This is a genomic window from Hoylesella nanceiensis DSM 19126 = JCM 15639, assembly GCF_000379965.1.
Classification (GTDB): Bacteria; Bacteroidota; Bacteroidia; order Bacteroidales; family Bacteroidaceae; genus Prevotella; species Prevotella nanceiensis.
This window is the reverse complement of record NZ_KB904333.1, coordinates 103521-121580: the sequence shown is the minus strand read 5'-3', so window position 1 is coordinate 121580 and position 18060 is coordinate 103521. Positions and strand designations below refer to the sequence as shown.

The window sequence follows — 18060 nt, the reverse complement described above, 5'->3', positions numbered from 1 at the left end:
AAACAATATGAGCCAAGAAATAAATAAAGCAGAGAAACAAGATTTATCACTCGTTGTTCAAGCCATCGGTTCCGACCTCGAGCATACACAAGTACGCATGATAGCCTCTGCAAATGCAGATATGCTTTTCCACTATTGGAAAGTAGGGCATTTTATTCTCTACCTCCAAAAGAAAGAGGGTTGGGGAAGCAAAGTCATAGACAATCTTTCCGAGGCGATACGTTCTAAATACCCTGATAAGAAAGGTTATTCCACTCGTAACCTTATCTATATGTGTCAATTCGCCAAAGCCTATCCTATGGAGATTCTATTAGAAATGGGTAAGGTTGAAAAACAGTTTAATAGTCCTTCGGTAGATAATGTATTACAACTAACAAGCGAACTCAATCAATTTACGCAAGAACCTCTTGCGCAAATTCAAACTACAGGTAATCAAGGAGATATAATTACGCAAGAACCTCTTGCACAATTAGGAGAGATATCTAAAGCACTGTCTGTCATTTACCAACACGATATAAATCAGATAGAAGAAATTTTTAAGCAGTCTGCCGTAGTTCGCACTAACTGGGCGAGCCATGTTATATTGCTTAATAGCAAGCTGCCTTTGGGTGAACGTTATTGGTATATCACGCAGGCGGTTGCCAATGGTTGGAGTAGTAATGTTCTGCAAATGCAGATTGAGACCAATCTCTTTGGCCGGCAGATTACAGCAAAGAAAGTGAGCAACTTCTCTGTGCGATTACCCAAACCGCAAAGTGACCTTGCCAATTATCTGATGAAAGACCCATATATCTTTGATATGATGGGACAGACAGATAAAATGGCAGAACGAGACATTGAACGGCAATTGGTTTCTTATATCACCAAATATCTTTTGGAAATGGGTAGTGGCTTTGCATTTGTGGCACAGCAGAAGCATTTTGAAGTAGGCGATTCTGATTTCTATGCTGACCTCATTCTCTATAACATCCAACTACATGCATACGTTGTTGTCGAACTCAAAGCCACACCTTTCAAGCCTGAATATATGGGACAACTTAACTTCTACATTAATGTAGTAGATGATACCCTACGTGGCGAGTACGACAATAAGACCATCGGGTTGCTACTCTGCAACGGAGGTGATAAGGTGGTGGCGCAATATGCCCTTTCAGGTTACGACCAACCAATTGGTGTTAGTGATTACCAACTATCAAAAGCAATCCCTGACAATCTAAAATCTGCTTTACCTACGGTGGAGGAGGTTGAAGAGGAGTTGAGCAAGATTGTAGATAAAAACATATATACAACATTTGATGATGAACCCGTATCAGCACAAACAATCGAATAAACAAGCAAAACTATTAGAGTTACATCCTCAATGGTTTAACAACGATAAAGGAGGGGGTGTGTTTCGTGGAAACTCATACCCATTTATCTTGACTAATCCTATCAACAACCTTTTTGAGGGGTTTAGAGATGATGCACTCTTTTATATGAAAGAGAACCACATTAAGAGGCATACGCAATGGGGCAATATGAAATCATCACAAGTAGCTTGTTTCAATCATTTATTCGGAATTCGAAACTGTCAGAAACTTATTCTTGAGATGTTAAATACAGCTCAAAATCTTACTACCTTTCAAAGAGTTCTTCCTATTCCGTACGAAGCAGATGAAACTTATATTGCTTTCGAGGTTGTGAGTAAAGGTGATTGGTTGGGAGAGGGTATTCCTACAAGAGGTTCAAATTGTACTTCCATTGATGCCTTTATTTTCGCTGAAGACTTTGAGGCAAAAAGATGGCTTATACCTATTGAGTGGAAATACACTGAAGCCTATGCTTGTGAAGATAAATCAATAGAAGGGAAAGGACAAGAACGTTTTGAAGGCTCATACAAAGGCAAAACAAGGCCTAATCGATATTCTCACTTGATAGAACAATCAAAGTTCTTGCATAGTGTTCAAGAATATGAAGGAAGCATATACTATCAAGAACCTTTTTATCAACTTATGCGACAGACTCTCTGGGCGGAACAAATTATGAATAAATCTATTTGCGAAGAAGAACTTTCCGCCCAAAGGATGATGCACATCCATATAGTTCCAGAAGAAAACAGATTTCTTATACTCCCTTCACAATATCGTAAAGAAAGTATTAGTGCACATTGGCAAAAACAACTGAAACATCCAGAGCTATACATTTGTATTTCACCAAAGAGATTTATGTATTCCATTCTTAGCAAATTGAACGGCAATTTAGGTGAATACTTGCAGTGCAGGTACTGGGATTAAATTCTTAGGCTATAAATTTTGTTGTATTTACCCCAATAAACTGTATAAAACAAGTTCTTGGAGTATTTGTTATTTATTCAAATGTACGTTGTCAAATAAAAGAAACACAACTTGATATCTAATTAACGTAAGTTCGACGAATTCAGAACAATGCAAGCTGTGTGTCAATGGTCCTTTGTACATTGATGCACGGCTTCTTTGGAAACAGGCAATAGGCCGCAATTGCTCCTAATAGGTTGACGATGAAATTGTCAAAGCATCTATGTCCGGAGTGTTCCACTTGTGCAATGTTCTTTAGTTCATCATTCACCGTCTCTATAATGGCTCTTTTTCTGAGTAAAAGTCTATCTGAAACACTCATTAACGCTCCTTTCATGTTACTTTTCAATTTGGTAATAAGCTGTATTCCGTCAACGAAAAGCCTTTGAAAGAGGTTCTTACTGATGTACCCCTTGTCACCGACCAACTTACCATGTATGAACTCTACAAAAGCGTTATACTCCAAAGGCTTACGATCATCAATATCTCCCGGCGTTATCATAAAGTTGAGAAGCTCTCCTTTCTCATTACAAATCAAATGCAATTTGAAACCGAAGAACCAACCCATAGAACATTTCCCTCTTTGGGCTATGCCTTTGAAAACTTTGTGAATATGTATTCTCTGGTTTTTGCAGACACGCAATGGAGTACTGTCAACAAAGCTTATGCCCGTGCATTTGCCCAAGAGGACCTTCTTGATAAATAAGGTTAAGGGTATGACTACATCCCTTTCCAATTCTACTATACGGTTATAAGAGACAACATTGGGAAAGAAATGGCGAAGATGCTTGCATACTTTTTCAAGATAGAAATGTTTAAAGCAGCGATAACCGGAATCGTGAAAAAGAATCATTATCAGCATGACTTCGGCCTTTGACATTGTAGAATTTCGATGATATTTTCTTTTTCCAATAGGTTTTAGTGTATATTTTGCTATCATAGCATCAAAAAACTTGCAGAAGTCGTCTGCCATACAAAAGATTTCTGTAATTTTGTCTTCGGTGATCATAGCAATTTTTTGTTTGTAATTCTATGTATATCGAGACCTTAGAGTTACAACAAATTTCGCTAATCACCAAATTTATAGACGTTTATAATTCGTCGAACTCACGTTAAATTAGGATAAAATATGAGACGAAGAATCGAAAAAGATGGTTGGTCGTACATTTACGAAGATACTCAAAAATGTGATTATGAGTTTACTTCTGTACGCTACATCTTAGGAAGAGAAATTGATAAAAGTAAAACAAAAGCATTGATTTGCATTGGTATTAACCCAAGTACAGCAATACCAACATTGCTTGACCCTACACTTTCAAGAGTGCAGAAGTATGCTCAAAACAGTGGAGAATATAATGCATGGTATATGATTAATGTCTATCCTCAACGAGCAACTAACTTCAACGATGTAGACACAGATAAAAACTACCAAATGGTACTTCACTTAACAAATATTGATTCAATAAAGAATCTATTAGAATCCGTTAAATGTGCTGATGTATGGTGTGCTTGGGGAAGCCACATTGCCAATGGTAAGCGTAGATTTTTACATGATCTCTTGGTAGGTAACCAAAAGAAAAATATACAAGGAATAATGACCTTATTCCAAGGAGATTACACCTTTAAGACATACAAAATAACAAAAAGCGGATTCCCAGCTCATCCACTTCTCATGCGGAAGAATGATAAACTACAAGAAGTAAAGTTAGAAAAAATATTATACAATAATACAAGATAGTTTTAAGTATTCACCCTATAAAAAGAATATAAATGAAACCTAAAATCATCATAGCGCCCTAACATGACAATACTTCAAATCTCAGACACCCACAATCGACATCGGTTATTGACCAATTTACCAACAGCTGATGTTTTGGTGCATTGTGGAGACTTTACTGATATGGGTACAGAAGAGGAGGTTCTCAACTTCCTGAACTGGTTCATCGAACAGCCTTATCGTCATAAGATTTTTGTCACGGGTAATCATGATCTATGTTTATGGGAAGCTGAAAACATAGAAGACTTGCCCAATAATATTCATTTCTTGCAAGACAGAGGCTGTGAAATGGAGGGAGTGAGATTCTTTGGTTTGACATACAATCATCAAGAGAGCATCATACCGCATGGTGTAGACGTACTTATTACACACGAACCACCTGCAATGATACTGGACAAATCCAACGGAATACATTGGGGAAATCTATCTTTGAGAAATAAGGTGTTGGAAGTAAAACCCAAATTTCATCTTTTTGGCCACGCCCATGACGCATATGGCACGGAACAACAAGGAACGACTACCTTTTCAAACGGTGCCGTCCTTAACGACCATTATCAGTTGTGTAACGCTCCTTTGTTGTATAAGGTTTAACTGATAGTTAATGCGTATTCTAACAGGACTAAATATTTTCTTGAAATGATTGCTATTTCTTCAAATGCTTCTTAAGCTCGTTTTGCTCTTGCTTAATCTTATCTTGTTGTAGCAACAACTTGGCTTGTTGTTGCAGGGCTTGCTCGTAATCGACAACCTTTTGTTGCATCTGCTGAATGGCCTTGGGATTGCGATACATTATAAAGATACTATCAAGATGAGCGAAGTCCAAAGTTGTGGCTTTGCCTTTCATACGTAAATAGCGGTAGCGGAGGTCGTAATCGGAGGCGGTTTGCAGTTGGTTGGCTCCCATGGCGAAGAACCAGCAACTGGCCATAACCAAGCCACAAACTAATAGGAGCAACATACGCTCGGCTAATTGCACGCTGGCAAAGAGTGAGTAGTTCTTATATTCTACGGGCTTTTGTTGCTCTTTGATGAGTTGCTGCAAGGCTTCAAACTTCGGGTCGAGTTTCTTGCTCGACTGCGAGAGTGCCTCCAAAACAAAAAGTTGGTACTCCTTGATTTTGGCTTGCGTCTCTTTGGAAAGATGAATTTGCACGGTTTCTTGCGTTGTAGTGCGCGCTGCTGTTGAGTTGGCAGGCTGTTCTGCAAGCGTGGTGCGTAGTTCTGCTTGCGCCTTACTGATGGATTTGCATTCTTGTTTGAGTTCTTCGAGAATGTCGAGAACAGGGGCTATTTCGTTGTTCATACAGTTTTAATTTTGAAATGATTAAATTCTACGTTTGCGGTTGGCTCTGTTGCGAAGTTTCTTTTGGAAGCGAAGTTCATCAACGTCCACACTTCCGCTGGGCATAGGCATCGTAAAGACTTCGCCAAGTGCATCGGATAAGTCGCTTGCAAATCCGCTCTCATCTATCGAATGTGCCATTGACTCTTTCGATAGATGTTGCTGCGCCTGCTGAATGTTTCGTTCTATCTCTGCATTGAGGCGCGAGAAAGAGCAGGAGCGGTCTATCTTTGAGCCACTGAAACTGCAACCGTCTTTCTCGAAGATGATACCTTGCACGACATTCGTATAGCCTTTCGTCTTGAAACGAGTGGCAATGCCTTGCCTCTCTAAGTCTGCGACAAAGTCTTTCCAATTGTTCGATTTGGGCAAAACTGCTTTGATTCCATCGAATATCTCATAGCGCAACTTGTCTTCACCTCGCAGTCGGTGGCGATTTACCGCCTTTTTCCCTTCGCCAAGTGTCAAACCGCAGCGCTCAGTCAGTTCTCGACAAATCTTTGTTGAGCGGTATTTCTCATTGCGGTCGCTGATTGTCTTGCCATCATTGTCAATGCGATTGATGCAAATGTGCAAGTGTGGATGCTGGCGGTCGCTGTGCCTTACGATAAGGCTCTGCGTATTGCCATAGCCCATCTTCTCTAAATACTCATTGGCAATCTTCACCATCACATTATCTGTCAGTCGCTCGGCATCGCTGGCTGAGAACGAGAGTATCGTGTGGCAAACAGGCTTCTGCACGTTCGGGCGCATAGAAGCTTGCAGAGTGAACTCGTCGGCGCATAGGTCGTGGTCGATAAAACCAATGTTATTACTCGCTAAAACCTTAGCTTTTCCTTTCTCTTTGCTAAACATATAATTGATAACTCCTCCGAAATCTGCTCCTTTAATAATCTTGGCAATCATAGTTTCAAGCGTTTGATGAGTTCATAAATGAGTACTTTCAGTGCGTTCAAATCTTCATTGAGGGTAGAAATGCCAAAGGAATTGAGCCGATGGGCTATCTGATTGAGATTGTTTGCCATACCTGAAACTGTGCGGATGAGTTGCATCTCTCCAGGTGTGATGCGCGCCTTGACCTCTGCTTTTGTAATGAGCCGTCGCAAAAACTCGGTGCGAGTGATGGATGCCTCGCGCGCTTTACCTAGCAGGGTGTAGTACTCCATTGTGTTGAGCCGAAGAAGCACTTGGTATTTCCGTTTCTCTGATAAAGTCTTAGTGGGTCGTCCACCTTTATTCTTCTGTTCCATTTTTATTTTTTTTGATGAGACCAACGGGATTTTCACCTACCAAAGGTGGGAGCAAGTAGGTTTTGAGATACTCAAAACACAAACTTGCTTCCCTGCTAAATACTATCTTCTGATGCCACGCTTCGTGGTCAGTAACGAAGGTTGACTTTCTTGCACTTTGGACTGAGATACAAGCCATTCGTTGAGGTCTTTGTGAGTTTGATAGCGAACAGAACCGTCTATGACAGATGGGTAAAACTGCTTCAAAACTTCAAACGATTTTCGTCCTGCTTCATCATTGTCCAGAAAACTCTCAACTTGCTTGTAGCTTTTTAACTTCTCTTGAATACGTGGCAAAAGAGCCAAAGAATTAAGAACTATGGTGTCGCAGGTTGAAGAAAGATTTAGCGTTTGCCACGACAGGAAATCCATAAACCCTTCAAAGATTTGTAAAACGTCTGTGCCTTTACTAATAGTTGTAATCGCTTTTGGAGCTATGCAGCCTTTGAAATAAGGACTACGAAATTCCCAACCGCCAGCATCGTTTGCAAAGCCAATAGCATAGTATGTCCGATTGGTATTATTGTATCGAATTTCAGAACAGAATCTATTGGCAATGCTGAGAGATATTCCTCGCTCTGCGATGTAACGTAACAAATAAGGATTGGTAAGTGATTGCACAGATATGATTTCTAATTTGTGCTTAGAGGTTTTTCTTTCACCGCCAAAAGAAAAATCTTGATGCACTATTTGTTTTGAACCGGTTAGAAACTCAATGGCTTCGTTCATGGTGCAATGCTGTAAAGCACGCACAAGGTCAATGATATCTCCATGTTCGCCAGTTCCAAAGTCATACCATTGATTACGCTCTGTATTTACTTTGAATGATGGCGTACTTTCGTTACGAAGTGGGGAGCAGTACCAAAAATGAATTCCTTGTACTCGTGCAGGTGAATAACCCTGTTGCTGCAAATAAGCTGTGATAGAGATTTGCTTGATATTTTGTATTTCCATTGTGATTTTGTTTTGATGTTTGAAAAGAATAACTCTCAGCCTTTTTCTTTTGGAGGTTGAAGGGTTTAGGATTGGTCAGACAGTCGTACACTATAGGCACCCCTTTGCGTCCGACCAAGTTTGTTTCTCTTTGGTCGGATTGGTTCAGGTATATATAGCCTGTGTCCGACCGACCAAAGGTTTTATTGTAGAGAATTATGACTGAGCCGATATTTTCCTCGTTCTTCCTTAACCACTATGCCTTTGTTGAGCAAGAATTGCAAAAGCTCCTTGAGCTTTGTTTGTCCGTAGGATTGTCCCACAACTTCTGCATAAGCCTCTTTGAGAGCTACGATAAGTTTACTATATGGCAAAATTTCGCTTGTAGAGAAGACTGGTTCCAACGCCTTTCGATGTTTGTTAGTGCTTAACTCTTGGTAGAAGAAACGATGCGACTTCTGTTCATTGTCGGAATACGAGAAATCTATTTGAGGAATGCAAATCTCATCTTCACCCTCCTTTAGTCGAAAGGCAAATTTTTCAAAGGGTTTGGAGCGGATGATGGAGGGCGCAACAAAACTGCGTTCAGGCAGCGTGTTGTCTTTCGTGATTTGCAAGACTGTCTCTGCCTTGTTGTTGAGTTCCGTCCCGATATGCCCTCGTGCATTGTCGTCGCCCTTATTGAGGTGAAGCACAGTTTGGATGTGGATGTTTTGTTCGCTCGTCCATTGCATCAGGTCGCCCACTAACTTGGTTGCCTCCGTTGAATTGTTGATGTCAAGCATCAAATCCCGAATGCCGTCAATGACTACCAAACCCACATTGGGTGTATTGTAAATGGCATAACGAATAATTTCTCTGCGTTCATTAGGGTCAGCAATGGCTCTAAGATGACTGAACTTCAAATTCTGTGGTTCCTTGTCTATCGGTAGTTTTGCCAATCTCAAAATACGTTGCATCACAAGTTGGCAATGATAAGGGCTTTGTTCCGTGTCAAAGTAAAGAATAGTGCGTTTACTTTCAGGAAATGATGCTTGATATTCCAGCACCTGCCCATTGATAAGGGCTGCTGCAACGATGGCACTCACGTTGAAAGTCTTCTTGGCTTTTGCCTTACCTGTCGATACACTGAAGTTCCCCAGTGTGCCAATAATGGCTTCACCTGCTTGCAGTACAACTGGAGGAAGTGCAAACTCATCGGTTACATGAATGAGCGACTTTTGCCAAATGTTTTCATAATCAGTTGTATTCATCATCGTCCTCCTATCTTTCGCCCTGCCAATTCAAGTGCAAGGTCAGCATCAACAATAATCTTACGACCGACTTGTGTAATGGCACGATTGATTTTACCACTCTGCTTAATACGGTTAGCTGTAGGCAGGCTACACCCAAAGAGGCGTGCAATGCCAGTCAACCCGTACACATATCGCTTTTCTTCTTTGGAGGAAGAAGCCTTTGTTAATTCCCTGCTCGTGGATATATTACTGTGTTGTGCAAGGAAAAGTAATTCTTCACCAGTCATCTGCCAAACAGGCTTGTCTAGTAATTCGTTTATCGTCATAATCCAATTGTTTTGAAATGAATAACTCGCCCTTGCGCATAGGGCGTTCAGTCAGGTCTGACGATGCAAAAGTAGAGGGCTTTTGATGTTATTCCAAGAGGTAAGGATATAGCGGGAAGTAGAGGGAAATGCAAGGAAATCAACGACTATCAAAAACGCTCAATATACATTCTAAAAGTAGACTATTTGGGGCAAATGCACGTTGTTTTTCAATCATCATTGATTGTTTAAGAGATTCCTTAGGGCTTCCTCTCGCTGGAAAAACTATTTTCAGTAGCGTGAAAGTTCCATTTTTCTTCGTTTTATTCATTATAAGTTCATATCTTTGTAGACAATATCAAGATAAACTATCATCCGATTGGACAGAGGAAAGAGCATAGTAACCTTATCAAGGAACATTTGAAAAAGCAAGGCATCACCCAAACATGGCTCGCCAAAGAGTTATGCGAATTTTACTCACCTATTAGGCAAGTTATGTACTGACGATTACTATGAATGCTTGCGTCCTATATGACAGTTGATAATCTGATATGACTTTTGGGGTATCCATAGATATTATTAGTAAAGAAAGGATAAAAGAATATGTGGCCAGATAAAGAAACTGAGATTGACTACCTAAATTTTGGTTACATGGTAAATCTGGTTGCTAATATAGCAACCAATAGAGATTTGTCACCATCAACAATAGGGCTGTATGGCGACTGGGGCAGTGGCAAATCCAGTCTGATGAAATTAGTTCAAAAGAAGATTGAAGAGAAGTACCCTAAGGACGAGAAAAAGAAAGATACTGTTAAAACCCTATGCATAGAGTTTAACGGTTGGCTTTTCGAAGGATATGAAGACACCAAGACTTCTCTTTGTGGTGCGATATTGGATGCACTTGCTGACAAGAAACGCTTCAGCAAGGAAGTGACAGATTATGCAAAAGAACTGATAAAGAAAATTGATATCAATAAGATTTTAGGGAAAGGAGTCAAATATGGATTGGATTTATTTCTGTCTGGAGGTATTGGGATATTGACCGATTTGTCGCTTAGTAGTTTACTTTCTACCATTAAGTCTAATGCAGGCGAAGTACAAGCGAAAGACATAGAAGAGATCCTTAGTATGCTAAAGAAGAACGATAAGACACGGACAGAGATCAAAAACTTTCGAAATGAGTTTAAAGATCTGCTGAATAAGAGTAAGGTGGAAAATGTCGTTGTGTTCATTGACGAACTAGACCGTTGCCTGCCCGACACCGTTCTTGAAGTTTTTGAAGCCATGCGATTATTCCTATTTGTAGAAGGCATGTCATTTGTTATAGGCGCAGATGAACGCCTGATACAGTATTCCATAAAGAGCAAATACAAAGAAGTTCCAGGAAATAATTTGGATATTGGGAAAGAGTATCTAGAGAAAGTAATCCAATATCCGTTATACATACCTCAATTGACACGAGCTGAAGTCAATCAGTATCTTGCTTGTTTGTTGTTGAAACAAACACTGTCTGATGAAAAGTTTAAAGAAATACTAGGTATAGTCTATACTTTGACTCCAGATCAAGACTTTTCTATGGACCTTATTAGTGACAAAGCACCAGATCTTACAGAGAATTGCAAACAGGAAATGGCACTTGCGCGGCAAATTTCATCTGTATTGGCCCCTAGTATTAATGGAAACCCTCGACAGTGTAAGCGTTTTTTGAATACGTTGTATATGAGGCTTAAACTTGCCGAAGCAAGGAATGTAATTCTTGATAAAAATATATTGGCCAAGCTTATGTTAGCAGAGTATTTCAATCCTGAATTTTTCAAGGCTGTTACCAAACCTGAAAATAGAGAACTTTTCAAGGAATTTGAAAAAGGAGAAGTATTGAATGATGAAAATCCTTTTGCTGTGTGGAAAGAAAAGGATTGGGTAAAAAAATGGATGCAAAACGATACACGATTAGAGGACGAAAATTTAGATAAATATGTTTATTTCTCAGATGTTAAAAACCGCTATGGGCAATCAAACCTTGATCTATTGAGTCCAACAGCCCGTAAGTGTTATGAGCTACTTGTTAATGGGACTGAGATGAATAGAAATAGCGCTTTGACGTTTATTGGTAAACTTGCACCTGGAGAGAAAGCTATTATTGCATCAGAGGTGTTTGCTGTGATAGAGAATAAATCTACTATGAATGTAGAGGTGCTAAGGTCTTATACAGAGTTCTGTATAAAGGCGGGAATGATGGAAGAAGCGTTGAAGAAACTAATGGAGCAACCTGCAAGTAAATATAATGCTATTGCCTATGGTCAGTTAACTCCATTTATTACCAAATTATCGTTAGATGAAGCAACGAAGTTTAATGATTACCTTTCGACAAATATAGAGGTAAAGAAGACCATTGAGAGACAGAAAAAATTAGAGTCAATTATACCTTCAAATAAAAAATAATGGGAACATCAAGTTTATATAGAGGCCCAAAGATAACATCTTTATTACCGCCAGATTACGATCCTGATGCAAATCTTGGGCAGGATGCGCCAAACGAAACTATACCAGCTGAAGATGGAGCAGAAGAGGCAGAACCGTCCCAGGGCGATCCTGAGAAAGAAAAATCAAAGGAGGAAGATCAACCTAACCAACCTTCTGTCAAATGGGGCACAGCACGCAGTTCGATGAGGAAAGCCATGAATAACAGAAGCAGTAGCAATGCCAAAAGTGCTATAAGAAATTATACTAAAGCCCTTGGTGGGCATACCAACGCCACGCGACAGGCTGCGAAGGTTCGCAGAACGGCTGGAACCCTCTACACCTACTTCGCTGGCCCCCCTGAAGTCATTCGCCAACGCCTTATTGAAGCAGGTATACGGTTTGATGGAAGACCTACGAAAGATATCTTTAATGATATCTGTGGGCTTATTGCTCCAGTACCTAATGATCTTGAAGATTCTTTGGCAAATAAGGCTCTGCGTGAAATCTTTGCTGATGTGGCAGCAGATCAGAGCATAGACCTCAATCAACTTGAAAGTTTCAATGAAAAATTGCTGCAACGATTGGTGGGTGGATTGATAAAGCATTATATTTTTAACAAGCTATTACTACAATCAGAGCAGACTGCACTCAAGAACTGTGAACAGATATCAGACTTACGGGAATTGGAAAAATCTATTAAGATATACATAGACGGGATAGTTGACAGTATTATTCCTGATATTATCAAGAGTGGTTTGAATCCAGTAGATTTCAACCGAGCATTGGAAACGTTGTGTGATATTTCTTATCAACAAATGGAAGAATTACGATGAAGGATAGTTTTGTTTTTACATTGTCAGAATATGATAAATTTCATGTTGATGGCTCAAGAAGAGTAAACATTAATGATTCAACAGCATTCCAATATACATTTTGGAATCCAACTACTGGTATGGGAAAGAAACATATGTATGTCACGCCCCAGCGATTTACCGATGAGGCCATGGACTTATTATATATATCCCTTATGGTATTCTGTGTTGACAGGAGTGTAAGTCGTAAAAAACAGGATGATGCATGGACTCGTAATCTTGAGCTATACATCCCGGTAAAGGCTTATGAAAAATGGGAACATTGCAAATCTATTCTTGTTAATGCCCTCAACTTCCTGACTGGGGATCACTGGACGATACATTTTAGAAAAAGAGTAACCTTAACAGAAGATGAGGACAAATACATAAAGGGCAGGTGGCGCTACCGTTGCTCTGTCAAAAGGATTGATACAGATGTATTCTGTATGCTTTCTGGAGGATTGGATTCATTCATAGGTGCAATCAATCTACTCAAAGACGGGAAAGAGCCTATATTTGTCAGTCATTATGGTGGAGGAAAGGGTGTAAAAATATACCAAGACAGTGTGGTAAACTCACTGAAGATTCAATATGCTGTTGATTCCAAACGATTTTTTAGGTTTTATGCTGCTTCTCAAAATGGCGCAGAGGACACGACACGTTCCCGTTCGCTGATGTTCTTTGCCCATGCCATAGTCCTTGCTTCAGGTATTGGACATCATGTTGACTTGTATGTGCCTGAAAATGGAGTGATTTCATTGAATATTCCCCTGACTGTTATGCGATTGGGTAGCCTTAGTACGCGCACAACTCATCCGTATTTCATGGGGATGTTCCAAAAATTGTTAACCGGGCTGGATATTGACATTTCGTTAGTCAATCCTTTTCAGATGCAGACAAAAGGTGAGATGATGAAGACATGCAAAGACCTTGATTTCCTTAACGCCCATTATCAGGACACATTGTCTTGTTCGCACCCTGACCAAGGACGCTGGACTGGAGATGCAGTGGGGCATTGTGGAGAATGCCTGCCTTGTACTATCAGGAAAGCGGCAATAAAAGCTGCAGGATTGGATGATGTCACTACTTATCGACATCATTATGAAACGGAAACAGGAATAGAATCATTACGCTCTTATAAATTGGGGTTATCAACGCCAAAAGACAGTTATGCGGCTATACAGATGTCAGGTCCAATTTCGGAACATCTACATGATTATGTCAGTCTTTACGAACGAGGTATCAAAGAATTGGAAAATCTAATCAATTTACTATAATGGAATACCTCTACGACACCCATTTTCATTTGGATTTACAGAAAGATCGAACTGCGGCTATTCGAGAAATTGAGGAGAATAAAATATATACTATAGCAGTTACTAATTTGCCGGATTTATATAGGAAGGAATCTGGTGAGATAGCGAGCAAGTATATTAGATTTGCACTTGGTTTTCACCCAGAGTTGATTCATCAATATAAGAGCCAAATTCCATTAATGTGGGAATTCTTGCCTGAAGCGCGTTATATTGGAGAAGTAGGCTTGGACTTTGTTGATACGACTTATAAGAACGAACAGATAGCCTTCTTCAATGAACTGATAGAAAGATGCCGTTTTGATAGAGACAAAATAATAACGATCCATTCACGTCGTGCCGTACGTCAAGTTCTGAGAATTATTGGTAATAATTATAGGTTTAAGCCTATCCTTCATTGGTTCACAGGTAGTAATGATGAAATACTTGAGGCTGTAGATGCTGGATTTTATTTCTCCATCAATGGAGCGATGATGGCTTCTAAAAGATTTCTCGCCTTACTTCCATTAATCCCTAAAGAACGATTATTACTGGAAACAGATAGTCCATTTACATATTGCCAGAAGACACACTCCCACACGCTGGACAACATCATGCGCCTTATAAAGAAAGAAAAAGAGAATGTTGATCTATGGTGCAATTTAAAGACGATATTGTCGTAATAATAGTATTCTCACTATATTGATTTAGAAAGAATCAAGTTTGCGAAAATAGTTGTGTTTATTCCCAAGAAGTTTTGTAACTCTTTTAGGATTACTTGTTTTTGGGTGTAATAAAGGGTGTAAATCGCATAACTCGCTGATTTACACCCTTATTTGCGGAGAGAGAGGGATTCGAACCCCCGGCACCTCTCAGTGCGACGGTTTTCAAGACCGTTGTAATCGACCACTCTACCATCTCTCCTTGTTTAGAAAGAATATTGTGTTCTAATTCTAAAGCGAGTGCAAAGGTAAAGAATTTTATTTAAACTCCAAAATTTTTTGATACTTTTTTCATCTTTATTTTGTAGTTAAATGAACTTACACTATTTTTGTATTATGATTTATCCCAAAGATTTTGAACATAAGATTGGATTCAAAGAGATTCGTGATATCTTGAAAACTCTTTGTTTATCGGTGCTTGGAAAGGAACAGATCGACTTGATTTCTTTTTCAACTGATCATGATTTTATACTTTCACGATTAGATGAAATAAAAGAATTTAAGCGAATTGAAGAGCAAGAAGATGAGTTTCCTCTTCAATATTTCTATGATATGCGTCCTTTGTTAGCTCGTTTGCGAATCGAAAAGACCTATCCTGAAGAGCACGAACTGATGCATCTTCAGCGTTCGCTCAAGGCCATTATAGATGTGGTTGCCTTCTTGTCACGCACAGAAAGTAGCGATGCCACCTCCGAAAAAGCCAGTTTTTTGTATCCAACCCTACACCAACTCACGCTCAATATCAATGTCTTTCCCCATGTTTTAAAGCGAATAGGGGAGATGCTCGATAAGTTTGGGAAGATAAGAGACAACGCCTCGCCCACATTATATAATATAAGAACCGAGCTAAGTAAGATCGAAGGCTCAGTATCTCGCATTCTCAATGGCATCCTTCGTAGCATTCAGCAAGAAGGACTTATAGAGAAAGATGTCACTCCAACCCTTCGAGATGGTCGATTGGTTATCCCAACACCTCCAGGAGTGAAACGAAAGATACGTGGAATTGTGCACGATGAGTCGGCAACAGGAAAGACCGTCTTTATAGAACCTGCTGAGGTTGTAGAGGCAAATAATAGAATTCGAGAGTTAGAAAACGAAGAACGACGTGAGATCATACGTCTGCTCACCGAATTTGCCAATACCATTCGTCCTGAATTAAATGAGATGAAAGATTCTTATTTGATTCTTGCTCAGGTTGATGCGATAAGGGCTAAGAGCAGACTGGCAAAGCAGTTCCATGCCATCGAGCCCGTTGTAAAATCGCAAGCTCATATCGATTGGGTACAAGCCGTGCATCCTTTGCTTCAACGCTCATTAACCAAGCAAGGGAAAAAGGTTGTTCCGCTCGATCTCACGCTGTCTTCAGACCAACATCTCCTTATTATTTCAGGACCCAATGCAGGTGGAAAAAGCGTCTGTTTGAAGACTGCTGGATTGTTGCAATACATGCTTCAATGCGGACTTTCTGTGCCAATGGCAGAAAATTCTACAATGGGCATCTTCGAAAGTATCATGATTGATATCGGTGACGAGCAGAGTATAGAGAACGACCTCAGTACTTATTCGAGTCACTTGCTCAATATGAAGATGATGATGCGCCACTGCAACCCTAAAACCCTGTTGTTGATAGATGAGTTTGGAAGTGGAACAGAGCCTCAGATTGGAGGAGCCATGGCGCAGGCAATGTTGCATCAGTTCTATAATAAGAAAGCTTTTGGCGTCATCACCACACACTATCAAAATCTAAAGCATTTTGCCGATAGTCACAAAGGCGTGGTGAATGGAGCCATGTTGTATGATAGAAAAGAGATGCAAGCCCTCTTCCAATTGTCGATAGGACAGCCAGGAAGCTCTTTTGCTATCGAGATTGCTCGGAAAACAGGTATTCCTGAAAGTGTCATTCAAGAGGCATCGGAACTCGTTGGTTCCGATTATATCCAAAGTGATAAATATCTTCAAGATATAGTTCGTGACAAACGCTATTGGGAAAACAAGCGACAAACGGTGCATAAGCGTGAGAAAGATATCGAACAGGTTATTCAAAAGTATGAGAAAGAGATAGCCGAACTCAATCAAAGTCGTAAAGACATTCTTCGAAAAGCCAAAGAACAAGCCGAAGAACTCTTGAAAGAGAGTAATAAGAAGATTGAGAATACCATTCGAGAAATTAAGCTGAAACAAGCCGAAAAAGAAGCCACACGCCAGCTTAGAAACGAATTGAGCATCTTTAAAGAGCAGGTTCAAGATATTGACAAACAAGCTGAAGATGAGAAGATTGCTCGAAAGATAGAACAGATAAAGCAGCGCAAAGAACGTCACGAGAAGCATAAAAAAGAAAAAGGAGAACGTGAGAATAAGGCAGCAGCAGCTCTTAGAGCCATTCAAAAGCCTGTTGCAACAGAAAAGAAACAAATTGTTGTGGGCGACACCGTTCGTATAAAAGGACTTTCTTCAGTGGGAACCATCGAACAAATTGTGGGCAATAATGCTACAGTTGTGGTGGGCGATGTGCGCACAAGGATCAATCTCAATAAGTTAGAAGCAGCAAAAGAGGTAGCAAAAACAACCAAAACCGTATATAATATCAGTAAAGAAACCCGCCAAGCCATTGAGAGTAGAAAGCAGAACTTCCGTCAAGACCTTGATGTTCGTGGACTTCGAGGCGATGAGGCACTAACAAAAGTAATGCATTTCATTGATGATGCCACTTTGGTAGGTATGCCTCGAGTGCGTATTTTGCATGGAACAGGAAACGGAATATTGCGTACACTCATTCGACAATACCTCAATACTATTCCTGCCATCTCATCTTTTAAAGACGAACATGTGCAGTTTGGTGGAGCAGGAATCACCGTTGTAGATTTCGATTAAAAGCTTATAGCAACTAAGTGGTATCTATAAAACAAGCAGCAACGTATTTTTAATAACGTTGCTGCTTGTTCTTTTATATAATCTTTGATGATGATTTGTTTTTAAGTAAATAAAAGTCGTAAAACAATGGCTAGGGTGAAATATTATAATGAGAGAAGATTTCATGAATCGTTAGATAATCTTACACCCAAAGACGTATATTTAGGGCAAGGGGAGAAAATCAAAAAGATAAGAGAAATAATAAAGCAAAATTCAATCAACAAAAGAATTTTTGATAATAAAACAATGAAATATCAGAGTAAATAACTATATTTGCAGTTGTGCACTTTTGTTTGACAACGTACAAATAGAATCTATTTCCATATTTACATCTATACAGTGTAGACCTATATGTTCTATGACGGAGTTCCATTGGGATTTCTTTGCATTTTCAGACGTCCACCTTAAAACACTTACAGGTTGAAGGGATGTCTAGAATGTATGCCAATAACACTACTTTCATCGTTAATTTCAACTAGAATTGAATTAGGAGATTCTACTTCATTCGTAGTTTCAAACCGGCAAAGGATTACTATTCCTCTATTTAGCCGTTCTATAATAGGAATATACATACGATACTCTTCTACATTATCGGCATAACATACAGGCAATCCTTTAAAACGAGTCAA

17 protein-coding genes, 1 tRNA gene and 1 pseudogene are annotated in these 18060 nt (G+C 39.6%); 11 read left to right on the top strand and 8 right to left on the bottom strand.

What is annotated here, in order from left to right; genetic code table 11:
- Window positions 1-7: 7 nt before the first annotated feature.
- Both A3GM_RS0109425 and A3GM_RS0109420 read left to right on the top strand, forming a co-directional pair.
- The gene (locus A3GM_RS0109425) at window positions 8-1330 is read left to right on the top strand and encodes a PDDEXK nuclease domain-containing protein (protein ID WP_018363123.1); all 1323 of its coding nucleotides are present in this window, start codon (window positions 8-10) and stop codon (window positions 1328-1330) included.
- Window positions 1296-2273 carry a PGN_0703 family putative restriction endonuclease gene (locus tag A3GM_RS0109420; protein ID WP_018363122.1) on the top strand — a complete coding sequence of 326 codons (978 nt, stop codon included), beginning with the start codon at window positions 1296-1298 and terminating at the stop codon, window positions 2271-2273. The genes A3GM_RS0109425 and A3GM_RS0109420 overlap by 35 nt, the downstream gene beginning before the upstream one ends.
- A 142-nt stretch (window positions 2274-2415) precedes the next feature.
- Here the strand turns inward: A3GM_RS0109420 and A3GM_RS0109415 are convergent, their stop codons facing one another.
- Complete coding sequence (locus tag A3GM_RS0109415) at window positions 2416-3321, bottom strand: IS982 family transposase (protein WP_018363121.1); 906 nt, start codon at window positions 3319-3321, stop codon at window positions 2416-2418.
- A 120-nt stretch (window positions 3322-3441) separates the two neighbouring features.
- On the opposite strand from A3GM_RS0109415, the gene A3GM_RS0109410 reads away from it, so the two are divergent.
- Window positions 3442-4050: a DUF1643 domain-containing protein gene (locus tag A3GM_RS0109410; RefSeq protein WP_018363120.1), complete on the top strand. Its 609-nt coding sequence runs from the start codon at window positions 3442-3444 to the stop codon at window positions 4048-4050.
- Window positions 4051-4113: 63 nt separating this feature from the next.
- On the top strand, window positions 4114-4680 hold the full coding sequence (locus A3GM_RS0109405) for a metallophosphatase domain-containing protein (protein ID WP_018363119.1): 567 nt from the start codon (window positions 4114-4116) through the stop codon (window positions 4678-4680).
- A gap of 52 nt (window positions 4681-4732) precedes the next feature.
- On the opposite strand, the gene A3GM_RS0109400 is transcribed toward A3GM_RS0109405, so the two are convergent.
- The 6 genes from A3GM_RS0109400 to A3GM_RS0109375 form a co-directional block, all read right to left on the bottom strand.
- Window positions 4733-5392 (bottom strand): hypothetical protein, encoded by a 660-nt coding sequence (locus tag A3GM_RS0109400; protein ID WP_018363118.1) that lies wholly within the window; start codon window positions 5390-5392, stop codon window positions 4733-4735.
- 21 nt (window positions 5393-5413) lie between these two features.
- A complete protein-coding gene (locus A3GM_RS0109395; RefSeq protein WP_018363117.1) occupies window positions 5414-6337 on the bottom strand; it encodes a relaxase/mobilization nuclease domain-containing protein in 924 nt (307 codons plus the stop codon).
- The gene (locus A3GM_RS0109390) at window positions 6334-6681 is read right to left on the bottom strand and encodes a plasmid mobilization protein (RefSeq protein ID WP_018363116.1); all 348 of its coding nucleotides are present in this window, start codon (window positions 6679-6681) and stop codon (window positions 6334-6336) included. The genes A3GM_RS0109395 and A3GM_RS0109390 overlap by 4 nt, the downstream gene beginning before the upstream one ends.
- A 102-nt stretch (window positions 6682-6783) precedes the next feature.
- Window positions 6784-7674 (bottom strand): CHC2 zinc finger domain-containing protein, encoded by an 891-nt coding sequence (locus A3GM_RS0109385; protein ID WP_018363115.1) that lies wholly within the window; start codon window positions 7672-7674, stop codon window positions 6784-6786.
- 182 nt (window positions 7675-7856) lie between these two features.
- A complete protein-coding gene (locus A3GM_RS0109380) occupies window positions 7857-8909 on the bottom strand; it encodes an AAA family ATPase (RefSeq protein WP_018363114.1) in 1053 nt (350 codons plus the stop codon).
- Entirely contained in the window at window positions 8906-9214 is a 309-nt protein-coding gene (locus A3GM_RS0109375; RefSeq protein WP_018363113.1) for a DUF3853 family protein, read from the bottom strand. The genes A3GM_RS0109380 and A3GM_RS0109375 overlap by 4 nt, the downstream gene beginning before the upstream one ends.
- Window positions 9215-9571: 357 nt before the next feature.
- Between A3GM_RS0109375 and A3GM_RS11645 the strand changes: the two are divergent.
- From A3GM_RS11645 to A3GM_RS0109350, 5 genes and pseudogenes are all read left to right on the top strand, one after another.
- Window positions 9572-9658: pseudogene (locus A3GM_RS11645) on the top strand (transcriptional regulator); the annotation flags it as partial.
- Between the two features lie 138 nt (window positions 9659-9796).
- Window positions 9797-11635 carry a KAP family P-loop NTPase fold protein gene (locus tag A3GM_RS0109365; protein ID WP_018363111.1) on the top strand — a complete coding sequence of 613 codons (1839 nt, stop codon included), beginning with the start codon at window positions 9797-9799 and terminating at the stop codon, window positions 11633-11635.
- On the top strand, window positions 11635-12489 hold the full coding sequence (locus tag A3GM_RS0109360) for a hypothetical protein (RefSeq protein WP_018363110.1): 855 nt from the start codon (window positions 11635-11637) through the stop codon (window positions 12487-12489). The genes A3GM_RS0109365 and A3GM_RS0109360 overlap by 1 nt, the downstream gene beginning before the upstream one ends.
- Complete coding sequence (qatC, locus tag A3GM_RS0109355) at window positions 12486-13784, top strand: Qat anti-phage system QueC-like protein QatC (RefSeq protein ID WP_018363109.1); 1299 nt, start codon at window positions 12486-12488, stop codon at window positions 13782-13784. The genes A3GM_RS0109360 and qatC overlap by 4 nt, the downstream gene beginning before the upstream one ends.
- Window positions 13784-14482: a TatD family hydrolase gene (locus A3GM_RS0109350; RefSeq protein ID WP_018363108.1), complete on the top strand. Its 699-nt coding sequence runs from the start codon at window positions 13784-13786 to the stop codon at window positions 14480-14482. Before qatC ends, A3GM_RS0109350 begins: the two co-directional genes overlap by 1 nt.
- Before the next feature lie 156 nt (window positions 14483-14638).
- Here A3GM_RS0109350 and A3GM_RS0109345 read toward each other — a convergent pair.
- A tRNA-Ser gene (locus A3GM_RS0109345) sits at window positions 14639-14723 on the bottom strand.
- 134 nt (window positions 14724-14857) lie between these two features.
- On the opposite strand from A3GM_RS0109345, the gene A3GM_RS0109340 reads away from it, so the two are divergent.
- On the top strand, window positions 14858-17392 hold the full coding sequence (locus A3GM_RS0109340; protein ID WP_018363107.1) for an endonuclease MutS2: 2535 nt from the start codon (window positions 14858-14860) through the stop codon (window positions 17390-17392).
- Window positions 17393-17518: 126 nt separating this feature from the next.
- Window positions 17519-17698, top strand: a complete 180-nt coding sequence (locus tag A3GM_RS0109335; protein WP_018363106.1) for a hypothetical protein — start codon at window positions 17519-17521, stop codon at window positions 17696-17698.
- Window positions 17699-18060: the final 362 nt, after the last annotated feature.